Origin of the sequence: Pontixanthobacter gangjinensis, from assembly GCF_009827545.1 — a bacterium.
GTDB lineage: Bacteria > Pseudomonadota > Alphaproteobacteria > Sphingomonadales > Sphingomonadaceae > Pontixanthobacter > Pontixanthobacter gangjinensis.
The window spans coordinates 2,678,896-2,693,337 of record NZ_WTYS01000001.1 but is presented as its reverse complement, the minus strand read 5'-3'; the positions used below and the strand labels follow the sequence as shown (position 1 = coordinate 2,693,337).

Sequence of the window (14,442 nt, the reverse complement as noted above, 5' to 3'; positions counted from 1 at the left end):
AGGTGAGAAGGTCTTGAGGCGATGAGCAATTGGATCGGAGCAGCGGCGTGGAGTGCGAAGGAAGCCCAAGCGGGTGACCGGCTGCCCTATGCACATCTGATCGATGAGAGCACTTTGTTGCTGCGCGACGGGTCGGTCCTGACTGCAATCCAAGTGCCCGGACTGCTGTTTGAAACCGAAGACAGTGATGCGCTGAATGCCCATGCGGCAACGCGCGAAGTAATGCTGCGTTCGGCGCTTGATGCACGGTTTGTGATGTATCACCATGTTATCCGCCGCCGCGTCGAGGTCGAGCTGGACGCCGAGTTTGACGACCCGCTGTCGGCCCATATTGACCGGCGCTGGAAAGAACGGCTCGGTCATGGGTCGCTGTTTATCAATGACCAGTTTGTCACGCTCATTCGCAGACCGGCGCGGGGCAGAGCAGGTCTGGCCGAACGTTTCGCAAAGATGTGGAACAGGAAAGGTCAGAAGCAGGTCGAAGCCGATCCCAAGGATATCCGGTCGCTCAAAGCTGCGGCAACCGGACTAGTATCTTCGCTTGGCGCCTATGGCGCGCAGATCCTTGGCGATTATGACGGGGCCAAAGGGGCTTCGAACAACGAGATTCTGGAGCTGCTCAGCGCCCTTTATAACGGCGAGATGCGGCCGGTACGCAGGCCCGCCAATGAAACCGACATAGGGCTGATGTTGCCCTATCGCCGGGCTAGTTTCGGGCTGGACGCGATGGAATTGCGCGGTTCGGGCGAACCCGATTTTGCCGCAATTGTCAGTCTGAAAGAATATCCCGATGCGACATCGCCGGGCCTGCTCGATGGATTGTTGCGCCTGCCCTATGAAATGGTGGTCAGCGAAACCTATGCGCCTGCAGAACGCCAGACTGCACGCGAAAGGATGGATCTGTCGATCCGCCGCTTGCGCTCTGCGGACGAGGATGCGGCGGCTGAGCGCGGCGATATGATGGCCGCCCGTGATGCATTGGGCAACGGCGCGGTCGGGTTTGGCGATCACCACCTTAGCGTGCTGGTGCGCGAAAGCGATTTGGCGAGACTGGACGAGGCGACCGCGGCTTGCGCTTCAGCGCTCGCGGATACGGGCGCGATTGCGGTGCGCGAGGATACCAATCTGGAACCGGCTTTCTGGGGCCAGTTTCCCGGGAATGAATCATATATTGTCCGCCGTGCGCTTATCTCCAGCGCCAATATGGCCAGTTTCGGATCGCTCCATGGCTTTGCCTTGGGCAAGGCCGAAGGCAACCATTGGGGCGAGGCTGTAACGCTGCTTGAAACGACCAGCGCCACCCCGTTTTTCTTCAATTTCCATCATGGTGATCTGGGCAATTTCTCGGTCATCGGGCCGAGCGGTTCGGGCAAGACTGTGGTGATGAATTTCCTGGCGGCGCAGGCCCAGAAATTTTCGCCACGCACGGTGTTGTTTGACAAAGATCGCGGCGCGGAACTGTTCGTGCGCGGGATTAACGGCCGGTATGACCGGATCAACGCCGGCACTCCATCCGGCTTCAACCCGATGGCATTGCCCGATACACCGACAAACCGAGCGTTTTTGCGCGATTGGCTAAGCGTGCTGCTGGGCGCTCAGGGACCGGAAGAACTTGCGACCATCAGCGCTGCCGTCGACGCGACTTACGCCAATGATCCATCGCTGCGCCGACTAAGACATTTCAAGGAATTGCTGTCTGGCTCTCGCCGTCCGCAGCCGGGCGATCTGGCAGACAGGTTGGCGGCATGGATCGGTTCCGACAATGGCGATGGCGGAGAGCATGGCTGGCTGTTCGATAATGAGCAGGACAAGCTTGATCTGAACAACCGCGTGCTCGGTTTCGATATGACCGCGCTGCTCGAAAACCCCAGATTGCGCACGCCGACCATGATGTATCTGTTCCACCGGGTAGAAGAGCGGCTGGACGGACATCCCACGATGATCCTGATTGACGAAGGGTGGAAGGCGCTTGACGATGATGTGTTCGCCGCGCGCATCCGCGATTGGCTCAAAACCTTGCGCAAGCGCAATGCATTGGTCGGTTTCGCCACCCAATCGGCCCGCGATGCGTTAGAGAGCAAAATTTCCACGGCTCTGGTCGAACAGACCGCGACCATGGTGTTTATGCCCAATTCGCGCGCCCGGGCAGAGGATTATTGCGATGGCTTTGGCCTGACCGAACATGAGTTGGCGCTGATCCGGTCGCTGCCCGCGCACAGCCGGTGCTTCCTCGTCCGCCAACCCGATGCATCGGTCGTCGTGCGGCTCGATTTATCAGGCGCACCCGAGGTGCTTACAATCCTCTCGGGCCGCGAAAGCACGGTCCGCAAACTTGATATGCTGCGCGAATCGCTCGGTGACGAGCCGGCTGAATGGTACCCGGCTTTGACTGGCCGCGCCTGGCCGGGCCTCGGTCAGGAAAGCGGCGACGGTACATTCCCTGTTTGGCAGGCCGCTGAATGAGCGAGCGGTGCGATGCCTTGATGAACGACGTCGGTGCGGGCGTCGCTGCGGCGCTCCGCGCGGTGGACTGCACCGCATCCGAAGTCAGCGCCGCCGCTTTCGGGCGTCTGTTTGCGCCAGGTGGGGCGATGGCCCCTGTCCTGACCATGCTGCTCGGGCTGTTTATCGCCTTCTTTGCCATTGCCTTGATGCTGGGCCGGACAAACCTCAGCATCCGGTCGCTGGTTCCGCGTATCTTGACGCTGGGGTTGGTGGTGACGTTTGCGACCAGCTGGGTCGCCTATCAATCGGTGGTGTGGAATCTGGCGGTGAGCGCGCCCGATTATCTGGCAGGGATACTGACCGGGACGCAGGGTTCTGCAACCGCGACTTTTGGCGACAAGATTGATGTCGTGTTTCTGGCGGTTCAACAGGCGACCGACAATGTCGCGGGACAAGCCAACGGCCAACAACAGGCGGCCGAAATCACGGCGTTTTCTCCGCAAGGGATTTTGTGGTTGGGGGCACTGCTGCTTCTACTAGGCACAGTCGGCGTGTTGGTAACTGCACGGATCGCGCTGGCGCTGCTCATCGCGCTGGGGCCAATATTCGTAGTGTTGGCATTGTTTCAAAGCACAAGGGGTCTGTTCACCGGGTGGCTGAAGGGGGTTGTGATGCTGGGCCTTACGCCTCTGTTTGCTGTGCTGGGCGGCGGGGTAATGCTGGAACTGGCAGTGCCGATTTTGGCCAAACTTAACCAAACGCCCGGCCAGATTGACCCACGCTCTGCCATGGCATTCTTTCTGATCGGTGCGGTCCATGTCGCGCTGATGATCATAGTGCTGAAGGTTTCAACGACAATGGTTTCGGGCTGGCGCGTATTCGGTTTGGTCCCGCATACCGGCGCAGTGAGTGATCAGAGTGAATCGCCGCCGGCGCCAGCACCGCACGTAATGGCACCAGTCGTTCAAACCACAGCGCAGGCGGCCGGTATGTCCAGCGCGCCGCGCCGTGTGATCCCGATGTCGGGGGTCACGCCGGCGCAGGCCGCAAATGATGGCTCGGGCGGGGGCCATAATGCGACCAAGCGCGAACCGCGGATTTTTGCGACAACTTCAGGCGGCGAACATGTGCAGCCGCTTACCGCCAGCAAATCAAGGACGCATGGGATCGGCAATCGGTTCCGCACCGCGAATACTCGTTTAACGGAGAAATTGAAATGATCCGCGCGCTGAAATCTGCGCCGTTTTTGGCACTGGCGCTTGGTGCACTGTCATCTCCTTCGCTGGCCGATGATCCGCGCTTGGTTGAACGCCTCTATGACCCGACTGAAGTGGTCAGGATTGAGGGCAAGACTAAGGTTCAGGCGACAATCGCGTTCGCCGAAGACGAGCGGATCGAAAATGTTGCTATTGGCGATTCTCAGGCTTGGCAAGTGACCCCCAACAAGCGGGCAAATGTGCTGTTTATCAAGCCACTGACGGTCACAGCGCGAACCAACATGACGGTGATTACCGACCGCCATACCTATTTGTTCGATCTGGTTGCCAGCCAAAATGCGAAGCCGCTTTATGTGCTGCGCTTTACCTATCCCGAGCCAATTAAGCTTGATGTTGAAGAGCCAAGTTTGGTGGGTAGCCCCAATGATATCGAACTTGCTGCCGCGACTGACCCCTATGCAGTAGTCGATCCGGCTGCGCTAAATTTCGAATGGGGCCGCGAGGGTGACCGTGATTTGATGCCGCAGCAAGCCTATGATGATGGCTATGCGACATTTCTAGTGTGGGATAGGGGAAGGCCGGTTCCCGCGATTTTGATCACTGATGCCGCTGGCACTGAGGGGCCGGTCAATTTCTCCGTTCGCGCTGCGACGATCGTGGTTGATGGCGTGCCGCCGCAAATCATTTTGCGCTCTGGCAAAGATACCGCAATCTTGACCAATAATGGTCCTGTTCGGAGCATAGGGACGGAAGCCTCGCTCGCGCGGTCCGAATATATGTCTGATGGGGAAGGTAAATAATGCGCCTCGCAACCAAAATGCCATCTCGAAAAGGCGATGCGGCGAATGATGTCGATCCGCGCGAGCAGGAATCGGCAGAGGTTATTGACCTCGCCAGCCGTAATTCCTTCCCAGCTGTAACGCAGCGTAAAGGAAAATCTGATGGGCTCGGACTGGCCGCCGGCGTTGCGTTGGTTGCAGCGATCGGCGCTGTAACCTTATGGGGCATGAACTCCGCTCGTGTTGCACCGCCAGAGGGCATCGGCGGACAACAAGGGCCTGTTACGGTAGCGGCTCCTGCTGCGGTTGCAGCGGTTCCGATTGCGCCAGTTCAGCCGGCTCCAGTTGTTCCGCTCATTGATCCCGCGCCTTCGCCGATATATTCGGTCGCACCTGTTGCGAATCCGGGGCCTTCGCTTAATCCGTTTGCAACGCCTACACTTGTTTATGATGCCGGAGGCGCGCCAATTGGCATAGTCCCCGGCACAGTGGTTGATGCGGCTGAGACTGGCGCTGCAGTGCCTGGAGGCGGATCTGCCAATGACTTTGCAAGCCGTGTAGGCGGTGTCGGTGGAGGAGCCGCGCAAGCTAAGGCAATGGTCAATCCACAAACGACAGTCACGCAGGGCACTCTGATCCCGGCGATTCTGGAAACGGCTATCGACACCAACGTTCCGGGCTTTGTACGAGCGGTCGTCAGTCAAGATGTGCGTAGTTTTGATGGTACCAATGTGCTCGTGCCGCGAAGCTCGCGCCTAATAGGACAATATCAATCTGGGCTCCAGAACGGACAGAAACGCGCATATGTTATCTGGACGCGGTTGATCCGGCCCGATGGGGCGTCTGTGAATCTGCAATCACCGGCGGTCGGATTCGATGGTACGACCGGGCTTGAAGGCAAGGTTAGCAGCAACTTCTTCCAGCGGTTCGGTTCGGCAATGCTGCTGTCCGTGGTCGGCGGGCTGACGGCGATTGGCACTGGCGGCGCATCAGTTGTTTTGGGCGGCGGCGGTCAGGCGGCAGCGGCGGCGGCCCAACAAGACAGCCAGATCGGGCCAACCATCCGGGTGCGCATGGGTGAGCCGATACGGGTGTTTACCGCACGCGATCTGGATTTCTCTCAGGTTACGGGCGGCTGATATCAGGCATTTTTCATGACCGCTGATATTCACCCTTTGCAGCCAGAAGGCGAGGATCTCGAACGGAGCGTTTATCTTGACGCTTATCTGAAACCGTTCCGCGAATGGCTGGACCGCGACACGGTGACCGAAATAATGGTAAATCGTCCAGGCGAATTATGGATCGAGGATTCAGCGTCGCCAGGAATGCAAAGGCTCGAAGTGCCCGAGATTGATGACCGCTTGGTGCAACGGCTGGCCGAACAGGTGGCCCGCATCAGCCACCAAGGGATTAACCGCGAACACCCATTGCTCGGCGCGACTTTGCCCGATGGTGCGCGCATCCAATTTTGCGGACCGCCCGCTGCGCGCAAGAACTGGGTGATGGCGATACGCCGCCACCGGCGGCTTGATCTACCGCTAGATGCCTATGACACAGGCCCGCTCGCTCGGCAGTCCGATCCTGAAATGCCCGACCGCGTTCAGCAACCGATTCAATATCTGCGCGCAGCCATAATGGCGCGGCGCACGATCCTGATTTCAGGCGGCACCTCTACCGGCAAAACGACATTCCTTAACGCAATGCTGGGCGAAATTCCCAGACACGAACGGGTTGTATTGGTCGAAGATACCCCCGAATTGCGGCTACCTGGTGAAAACGGGGTCGGTCTGGTTTCGGTCAAAGGTGAACTGGGCGAGGCCAAGGTGACACCGAATGATTTGCTGCAAGCAGCCCTGCGATTGCGGCCGGACAGGATTGTCTTGGGCGAATTGCGCGGCGGGGAAAGCGTCAGTTTCCTACGTGCCATCAATACCGGTCATCCTGGCAGTTTCTCTACCATCCACGCGAACAGTGCAACAGGTGCGCTCGAACAATTGGCGCTGATGGTGATGCAGACCGGAATCGGCCTGAGCCGCGCGGATACAATTGCTTATTCCTCATCGGTGATTGACATAATCGTGCAATTGGGGCGGGGCGAAGACGGCAAGCGCGGAATTACCGAAATTGCCGACACCAAGTCGCTAATCTAGACCGCACGAGAGACTTTGGGTTTGCTGCGTGACGCGGAGAACTGAGAGAGTTATGTTTCGAAAAGCAGTGTGATTCATACCGGAGCAACGTACCATCAAGCCTGATCCTTCACTCGACAATTCAGGACCGGCGCTTAGCCGAAATCTGGCTGTGACACGTAGCGCAGAGGCCTATGACGGTGGGGAGATTTCGGGCATTTCAGACGATCCGGCGGAAACCTATATCAACCGCGAATTGAGCTGGCTCGCATTCAACGAACGGGTGCTGGCAGAGGCCCGGAACGAGAATTATCCGCTCCTTGAACGGCTGCGGTTCTTGTCGATTTCGGGCAGCAATCTCGATGAATTTATGATGATACGCGTTGCGGGCCTGGTCGGGCAGGCGCAGCGCGGGATCGACCGGCTGTCAATCGACGGCCTTAGCCCCGCGCAGCAATTATCTGCCATCCGTAACACGTTGAAAAGAATCAATGCAGAGCAACGTGAATGCTGGAGCGAATTGCGTGGATTGCTTGACGAAGCGGGCATAACCATTGCCGATAATCGGCGGGTCGAGCCTGAATCGTACACCTCTCTAAAGACCTATTTCCTCGACGAAGTTGTCCCGGTGATAACCCCGCAGGCGCTTGATCCTGCTCATCCTTTCCCGTTTGTTTCGAACGAAGGGGTCGGTTTGCTGTTCAACCTGACACGTGCCTCAGACGGAGCGCGCTTGGTAGAAATGGTTCTGATACCTTCAGCTTTACCGCGCTTCGTCCGCGTACCGGGCGAGAAAGCCATTTACATCAGCATCGAAAGCCTGATTTGCCGCTTTGCAAAGCATATTTTCCCAGGCTTCAAGGTGGAAGGTGACGGCGCATTCCGGGTCTTGCGAGACAGCGATATTGAAATTGAAGAGGAGGCCGAAGATTTGGTCCGGACCTTCCGCAGCGCGATCCAACGAAGGCGGCGGGGGCAAGTGATCCAGCTGGAATTGGAGCATGATTTCGATCCTGTGTCGGAGGAGATATTGCTCGAACAGTTATCCACCCAAGGAACAACGATTACTAAGACCGATGGATTGATTGGCGTGGCAGGACTGTCCGACATCATCGCAGAGGATCGGCCCGATCTGAAATTCTCAAGCTACAGTCCGCGCTATCCCGAGCGCATACTCGAACATGATGGTGACTGCTTTGCTGCCATTCGGGAAAAAGACATTGTCATTCACCATCCCTATGAGAGTTTCGAAGTGGTGGTCGACTTTCTGCGCCAAGCGGCAAAGGATCCCGATGTCGTGGCAATCAAACAAACGCTTTACCGTGCAGGCGACCAGTCGCCGGTCATCATGGCGCTTATCGCCGCGGCTGAGCGGGGCAAATCGGTAACTGCGGTTGTCGAGCTCAAGGCTCGCTTCGATGAAGAACAAAACCTGTTATGGGCCAGCGAATTGGAGCGGGCGGGGGTTCAGGTCATCTACGGTTTCGTCGATTGGAAAACCCACGCCAAAGTATCAATGGTCGTTCGCCGAGAGGAAAAAGGTTTCCGGACTTATTGCCACTTTGGAACGGGCAACTATCACCCCGTAACAACTAAGATTTACACCGATCTTAGTTATTTCACGGCAGATCCTAAAATTGGCCGTGATGCGGCGAAATTGTTCAATTTTGTGACTGGTTATGTTGAGCCGCGAAAGACCGGCTTACTTGCAATTTCTCCGATCGATCTGCGCGAGAAATTATATATGCGGATTGATAGAGAAATCGAAAACGCCAAAGCGGGGCAACCGGCGGCGATATGGGCGAAGCTAAATTCGCTTACTGACAAGGGTGTGATTGACCGTCTCTACGCGGCGAGTCAGGCGGGGGTCGAAATCCAACTGGTTATTCGCGGCATTTGCTGTTTGCGCTCGGGGGTTGAGGGCTTGTCTGATAGTATCAGAGTCAAATCCATCATTGGGCGGTTCCTAGAACACAGCCGAATCTGGGCCTTTGCCAATGGTGCGGAAATTCCCGGTGACCGGACTAAAGTTTATATCTCGTCAGCCGATGCCATGTCGCGCAATCTTAACCGCCGAGTGGAGGCGCTGGTTCCGATCAGGAACAAGACGGTCCACGATCAGGTACTTGAGCAGGTTTTGCTGGCCAATCTGCTCGATACCGAACAAAGCTGGGTGCAACAGCCGGGGGGGGAATATACGCGCATGGAACCGGGCGAAAAACCGTTCAATTGTCATCGTTACTTCATGACCAACCCTTCGCTTTCTGGACGCGGCGGGTCGCTCGAAGCGGGCGACGTTCCCAAACTGGCGTTACGCAAGGGCGCTGCCTGATGGCGGCTGGATCGCGGCAGGCGGATCGCGAAGGAATGTTCTCCGGCAACCGGGTGGAACGGGCAATTATCGACATAGGGTCGAACACGGTCCGGCTGGTCTTATACGGCGGATCCCCGCGGGCACCGGTTACTTTATTCAACGAAAAAGTCGCTGCCCGGCTGGGCAAGGAGATAGCAACAACAGGACAGCTGCCTGACGATTCTGTCAAAATGGCCCTGCGGGGGCTGGAGCGGTTTTCGCTTTTGCTGCGCGAATGGGGTGTTGACCGGATCGATGTCGTGGCCACCGCTGCTGTTCGAGAAGCGGCAAATGGTCCGGCGTTTTTAAAGACGACGCGCGACATGGGTTTTGAACCGCGTCTGCTTTCTGGTGAAGACGAGGCGCGGATAAGCGCAATGGGTATTCTCGGCGCTTTCCCTGGTGCAGAGGGTGTCGTTGCAGACCTTGGCGGGGGCAGTCTCGAACTTGTCCAGATTGGCAGCGCCGAAGGGGTCCGTGGAATAAGTCTGCCACTCGGCACACTCCGCCTTCCGGAATATCTTGGTCAAGATGACAAGCAGACTTGTATAAATTTAAAGACCGCATTGGGCCGGGCGGATCATCTGACTGCTCATGGGGGCAGTCTGTATCTGGTCGGCGGAACTTGGCGGTCAATGGCTGTCGTCGCCATGGAGGATCGCAACTATCCGTTAACGGACCCGCATGGGTTTACATTGCCTGCATCAGAGGCTGCCGCACTTGCTGAGACGATCGCTGCTTCTGACCCGGCAAACCTCTCAAACGACCCACGAGTTTCACAGATGCGCGCCGAATACCTGCCCGATGCGGGGGTGTTGCTAAAAGCGCTGCTCGACAAGCTTAAGCCCGACGCCATCGTTTTTTCATCTTGGGGTCTGCGCGAAGGAATCCTGTTTGATGAACTCGAACCTATCGCGCGCAAGCAGGATCCGCTGCTTGCTGGGGTTGGCGAATTTGCGATGATGCGGGGGACTCCGCCGATGTTGGCCACGCAAACGGCCGGTTGGACGGTGGGCGCGTTGCGCGGCGAAGGACGGGGACATGGTTCAGAGCGCCTGCGCATGGCGGCGACAATGCTTGCGCTTGCCTCTATGCAAATCGAACCGAACCTTCGTGTCGGTCTGGCGATGGATTGGGCTTTGCACAAGCGCTGGATAGATGTTGACGCATGCGGACGTGCAATGATGGCGGCCGCAGTGGCAGGCAATGGCAACCGCTGTAATCTGCCGAAATCACTCTATGAACTCGCGAGCGCCGAACAATTGGAAGACGCAATCTGCTGGGGTCTGGCAATACGCTTGTCGCGCCGATTGGGGGGGCGGTCGGGCAAATTGTTCAATGTGTCAAACCTGTCGATTCAGGACACGAAGCTGGTCCTGACCTTGGATGAAAGCCACGCTGCTTTGTTCGGGCAGCCTACCGAAAAGGATATGGCCCTGCTTGCGGACAGACTGTCTTTAGACCCAGTGATGAGAGTGGCCGAGAACTGATCGGGCCCAACTATTTGCGCGCAGGAATAACCAATCGCATTTGCGTGAACCGAAAAGGTCGCTATGCGCTCTGCGGTGTGCGCCCGTAGCTCATCTGGATAGAGCGCGAGACTTCTAATCTTGAGGCAGCAGGTTCGAGTCCTGCCGGGCGCACCACCCTTTATCCCCGCAAGACACCGTCAAGCGGTTCACCGCTGACCGGATATCCAGCCTGATCATCGATGCATAACCAGCGTTGTCCATCACGGATTTCCATGAAGGGCGTGATAGTGCGCACGGGAAATTTCGCACAGTCGGCAGCAGCATCGCTGAAATCGCCAAATTGAGCCAAGCGTTCAAGATTGCGCCGTGTCGGATAGATTATTGACAGGTCGCCGCGTTCTGCAGCGTCAAGTGCACCTTGCGCGCTGATCCAATAAAGCTTGGTATTTTCCGTTGCATCGACCGTAATATCCACTGCTCCTGTGCCCAAATCGGCGAGGTAGAAGCGCGTATCGAAAATCCGTGTCAGCCGCTCATTCTTGGGAAACCATCGTGCAAATGGAAGTACGGTGGCCAGATCTAGCTTCCATGACATCGCTTCGAGTACCGGAGCTAGAGAACCTTTTGTCAGCAACATCTTTCTAGCATCGCGGGCTATCTGTGCATCGACTGTGCCTCGAACGCCGATCGCCAAGCCGGTTTCTTCAAGTGTTTCGCGGACTGCGGCAATCCGGTGTGCGGCCTCATCTAAGGCGAATTCGCTATCCAGATCAGCGGCAAGGTCAAAATCCGCCTGATCTACGCGCCCGCCCGGAAATACTGCTGCACCGCCGGCAAAGGACATGGTGCGCGAGCGGGTGACCATCAGCAATTCGGGCGGCTCACCTGCTGCTGCCCGCCGAAACACCACGACCGTCGCGGCTGGGATTACGTTTTGATCGGAGGATTTGTGAGGGTCTGTCATTGTGCTAAACAGTGGCGCAGCCGAAGATTAAAGCCAAGCCTTCAATCCACAGCGATACAATGTCGGGAAAATTTACAAGTCGGGTGTCGTCAATTTGATTTTAACCATCACACCCACGGGAAACCGCACTTCTATAAAACTGGCACGGTGCCTGCATAGTTACATTCATAATCCTGGTCTTCGATTTGAGGGGAGGCCTTCCTGGTCTCTGGTCTCCCCTCACCGAATACAAAAAACCCCACTCGCGCAAGCGGTGGGGTTTTTTGTTGGCAGATTTGGTTCGGTGTTACGGGGGTGCGGCGGCTTAGGCCTTTGCTACCTTTTTCTCGTCCATCATGGTCTGCAATTCGCCAGCTTCAAACATTTCCATCATGATATCGCTGCCGCCGACGAATTCGCCTTTGACATACAGCTGTGGGATGGTCGGCCAATCGGAATAGGCTTTGATGCCCTGGCGGACTTCCATGTCCTGCAGAACGTCAACGCTTTCAAAACCGACGCCGCAATGTTCGAGGATCGCCACTGCTTTACTGGAGAAGCCGCATTGCGGGAATAATGGCGTGCCCTTCATGAATAGGACCACGTCATTGCTGGTTACGACGTCAGTAATACGGCTATTTGCATCGGACATAAGATTGCTTCCGGTTAATTCTGTGTAATCAGGAGGTGGGAACCGCAGTGGTCAGTTGCAAGGCATGCAATACGCCGCCCATCTTACCGCCAAGCGATTCATAGACCATCTTGTGCTGCTGAACGCGGCTCTTGCCTGCAAATTGCGGAGCAACAACCTTGGCCGCCCAGTGATCGCCATCTCCGGCCAAGTCGGTCATTTCGACTTCCGACCCGGGCAAACCCGCCTTGATCATAGTTTCGATTTCATTTGCGGACATCGGCATTTGGTCAGGACTCGCCCATCAATTGGCGGCGTGCTTCAATGGCTTTTTCTTCAAGCGCAGCGCGCACGTCGGCCTCACCGATGTCCACATTTGCAGTGGTCAGATCGCCCAGCAATTTGCGAATTACGTCTTCGTCGCCTGCTTCTTCGAAATCGGCTTGCACAACTGCCTTGGCATAGGCTTCGGTTTCTTCGGCATCGAGGCCCATCTTCTCTGCTGCCCAATGGCCAAGCAAGCGATTGCGCCGTGCTGCGATTTTGAAGGAGTTCTCTGCATCAAATGCGAATTTGGCTTCTTCGCCTTTTTCGCGGTCTTTAAAATCGGTCATAGGTGCCTCGTTATTATGTTTACACCAAAGATAGGTGGGCGCCGGCATTGCTGCAAGCGCTATGGAAAGTTGAAGATGCCAACTGGCCGACTTAATCCATGGTTACGACAAGCTTGCCCACCGCTCCGCGGCTTTCCAGCTTGGCAATCGCTTCATGCGCACGTTCCAGCGGATATGTCTCGCTGACCAGAGGATTAATCTTGCCATCTTTCCACAAGCGGAACAGCTCGGCAATATTGGCTTCGTTCTTGCGCGGTTCGCGCATTGTGAACGCCCCCCAGAAAACACCGCGGATATCGCAGCTTTTCAGCAAGGTCAGGTTGAGCGGCATTTTTGCGATACCGGCGGGGAAGCCGACCACTAGAAAGCGGCCCTCCCAGGCGATTGCCCGAAGCGCTGGCTCCGAATAATCGCCGCCGACAATGTCATAAACGATATCCGCGCCGTCAGGGCCGACTGCATCCTTGAATGCTTTGGCCAATGCTTTCGATGTATCTTTGTCGAACGGCGCGCGGGGATAGATGACAACTTCATCGGCGCCAGCTTTGCGAACGACTTCAGCCTTCTCTTCGCTTGAAACGGCAGCGACCACGCGCGCACCATAGGCTTTGCCCAACTCAACCGCAGACAGGCCAACGCCGCCTGCTGCACCAAGGACAAGCATCGTGTCGCCTTTTTTGATGTCGCCGCGATCTTTCAGGCCATGAATTGTTGTGCCGTAGGTCATCAGCAATGCGCTGGCTTCAGGCAAGGAAACGAAATCGGGAACCCGAAACAGCTTGTTAGCGGAGGTCACGATTTTCTCTTGAAGGCCGCCATTACCAATGCCGGAAAGGACCTTATCGCCAACCTTCCAGCCTTCAACGCCTTCGCCAAGCGCTTCGATTGTGCCGGAAATTTCACCGCCAGGGGAAAACGGGCGGGGCGGTTTGAACTGGTAGAGGTCGCGGATGATTAGAGTGTCGGGAAAATTGATTGCGCAGGCGGCAACCTTAATCAGAACTTCGCCCTTGCCGGGTGTCGGTTCGGCGATATCTTCGATTACGAGCGTCTCTGGCCCGCCGACTTCCTTGGATAATAGAGCTTTCATGCGGCAATCTCCGTCCCTGTTGCGAGCCATGGCATATCTTGCCTTTGGCGCTGTTCATATTCTGTAATTTGCGCGTCACGTTCCAGCGTCAGACCCACTTCATCGAGTCCTTCGATCAAGCAACGCTTGCGGAATGGGTCGACTTGAAATGTGAAGCGGTCCTGAAAAGGCGTTGTGACCGTCTGGTTTTCCAGATCGAGCGTAATCGCATCGGTTGCTGCCACTTCCAGCAGACGGTCAATCTGGTCTTGCGGCAAGGCGACTGTCAAAATTCCGTTCTTGAATGCATTGCCCGAAAATATATCGGAAAAGCTGGGCGCGATTACCGCTGTGATGCCCATGTCGAGCAGTGCCCAGGCCGCGTGTTCGCGGCTGGAGCCGCACCCGAAATTATCGCCTGCGATCAGGATCGGTGCGCCAGAAAATTCGGCGCTGTCGAAAATGTTGTCTGGGTCTTTGCGGATAGTTTCGAAAGCACCTTGGCCCAAACCATCACGGCTGATTGTTTTCAGCCATGCCGCCGGAATGATCACATCCGTATCGACATTCTTCGCGCCAAACGGAATGGCGCGGCCTTCGATTGTGGAAACGGGTTTCATCAATCGGTTTCAGGCGGTTCGCCGGTGGGCGCTTGCGGTTGTCTATCGGCCTTCTTCTTTTTGCGGTTGGAGGCATAGAGAAGGGCCGCAGCAATGGCGGCCGAACCGATGGCAGCGCCAGCAACTGCTGCCTTGCCACCGAGCGTTTCAGGAATCTTTTTTGTCATAGG

The 14,442-nt window shown here is 56.6% G+C and carries 14 protein-coding genes and 1 tRNA gene; 8 read left to right on the top strand and 7 right to left on the bottom strand.

The annotated features are described in order from the left end of the window. The first annotated feature begins 21 nt into the window (after positions 1 to 21). The 8 genes from GRI36_RS12835 to GRI36_RS12800 all read left to right on the top strand — a co-directional run bounded on the left by GRI36_RS12835 (position 22) and on the right by GRI36_RS12800 (position 10,569). Entirely contained in the window at positions 22 to 2,463 is a 2,442-nt protein-coding gene (locus GRI36_RS12835) for a VirB4 family type IV secretion/conjugal transfer ATPase (RefSeq protein WP_160598813.1), read from the top strand. Beyond that, positions 2,460 to 3,665 carry a type IV secretion system protein gene (locus tag GRI36_RS12830; protein ID WP_160598812.1) on the top strand — a complete coding sequence of 402 codons (1,206 nt, stop codon included), beginning with the start codon at positions 2,460 to 2,462 and terminating at the stop codon, positions 3,663 to 3,665. The genes GRI36_RS12835 and GRI36_RS12830 overlap by 4 nt, the downstream gene beginning before the upstream one ends. Next, on the top strand, positions 3,662 to 4,462 hold the full coding sequence (locus tag GRI36_RS12825; RefSeq protein ID WP_160598811.1) for a TrbG/VirB9 family P-type conjugative transfer protein: 801 nt from the start codon (positions 3,662 to 3,664) through the stop codon (positions 4,460 to 4,462). The genes GRI36_RS12830 and GRI36_RS12825 overlap by 4 nt, the downstream gene beginning before the upstream one ends. After that, positions 4,462 to 5,580, top strand: a complete 1,119-nt coding sequence (locus GRI36_RS12820) for a TrbI/VirB10 family protein (protein ID WP_160598810.1) — start codon at positions 4,462 to 4,464, stop codon at positions 5,578 to 5,580. The genes GRI36_RS12825 and GRI36_RS12820 overlap by 1 nt, the downstream gene beginning before the upstream one ends. A 15-nt stretch (positions 5,581 to 5,595) precedes the next feature. After that, positions 5,596 to 6,591 carry a P-type DNA transfer ATPase VirB11 gene (gene virB11 / locus GRI36_RS12815; RefSeq protein ID WP_160598809.1) on the top strand — a complete coding sequence of 332 codons (996 nt, stop codon included), beginning with the start codon at positions 5,596 to 5,598 and terminating at the stop codon, positions 6,589 to 6,591. 151 nt (positions 6,592 to 6,742) lie between these two features. Beyond that, positions 6,743 to 8,902: an RNA degradosome polyphosphate kinase gene (locus tag GRI36_RS12810; protein ID WP_407985675.1), complete on the top strand. Its 2,160-nt coding sequence runs from the start codon at positions 6,743 to 6,745 to the stop codon at positions 8,900 to 8,902. Continuing rightward, positions 8,902 to 10,413, top strand: a complete 1,512-nt coding sequence (locus GRI36_RS12805; RefSeq protein WP_160598808.1) for a Ppx/GppA family phosphatase — start codon at positions 8,902 to 8,904, stop codon at positions 10,411 to 10,413. Before GRI36_RS12810 ends, GRI36_RS12805 begins: the two co-directional genes overlap by 1 nt. 79 nt (positions 10,414 to 10,492) lie before the next feature. After that, positions 10,493 to 10,569: transfer RNA gene (locus tag GRI36_RS12800), tRNA-Arg, on the top strand. A 4-nt stretch (positions 10,570 to 10,573) separates the two neighbouring features. Here GRI36_RS12800 and GRI36_RS12795 read toward each other — a convergent pair. The 7 genes from GRI36_RS12795 to GRI36_RS12765 all read right to left on the bottom strand — a co-directional run bounded on the left by GRI36_RS12795 (position 10,574) and on the right by GRI36_RS12765 (position 14,439). Further along, positions 10,574 to 11,359 (bottom strand): NUDIX hydrolase, encoded by a 786-nt coding sequence (locus GRI36_RS12795; RefSeq protein WP_160598807.1) that lies wholly within the window; start codon positions 11,357 to 11,359, stop codon positions 10,574 to 10,576. 304 nt (positions 11,360 to 11,663) lie between these two features. Further along, positions 11,664 to 11,990: a Grx4 family monothiol glutaredoxin gene (gene grxD / locus GRI36_RS12790; protein ID WP_160598806.1), complete on the bottom strand. Its 327-nt coding sequence runs from the start codon at positions 11,988 to 11,990 to the stop codon at positions 11,664 to 11,666. 28 nt (positions 11,991 to 12,018) lie between these two features. Continuing rightward, positions 12,019 to 12,255, bottom strand: coding sequence for a BolA family protein (locus GRI36_RS12785; protein WP_160598805.1), 237 nt, complete (start codon positions 12,253 to 12,255; stop codon positions 12,019 to 12,021). A gap of 4 nt (positions 12,256 to 12,259) precedes the next feature. Next, positions 12,260 to 12,583 carry a DUF1476 domain-containing protein gene (locus tag GRI36_RS12780; protein WP_160598804.1) on the bottom strand — a complete coding sequence of 108 codons (324 nt, stop codon included), beginning with the start codon at positions 12,581 to 12,583 and terminating at the stop codon, positions 12,260 to 12,262. A gap of 91 nt (positions 12,584 to 12,674) precedes the next feature. Then, entirely contained in the window at positions 12,675 to 13,673 is a 999-nt protein-coding gene (locus GRI36_RS12775; protein WP_160598803.1) for an NADPH:quinone oxidoreductase family protein, read from the bottom strand. Next, entirely contained in the window at positions 13,670 to 14,272 is a 603-nt protein-coding gene (leuD, locus tag GRI36_RS12770; protein ID WP_160598802.1) for a 3-isopropylmalate dehydratase small subunit, read from the bottom strand. Before leuD ends, GRI36_RS12775 begins: the two co-directional genes overlap by 4 nt. Next, a complete protein-coding gene (locus tag GRI36_RS12765; RefSeq protein ID WP_160598801.1) occupies positions 14,272 to 14,439 on the bottom strand; it encodes an isopropylmalate isomerase in 168 nt (55 codons plus the stop codon). Before GRI36_RS12765 ends, leuD begins: the two co-directional genes overlap by 1 nt. Between the last annotated feature and the right edge of the window lie 3 nt (positions 14,440 to 14,442).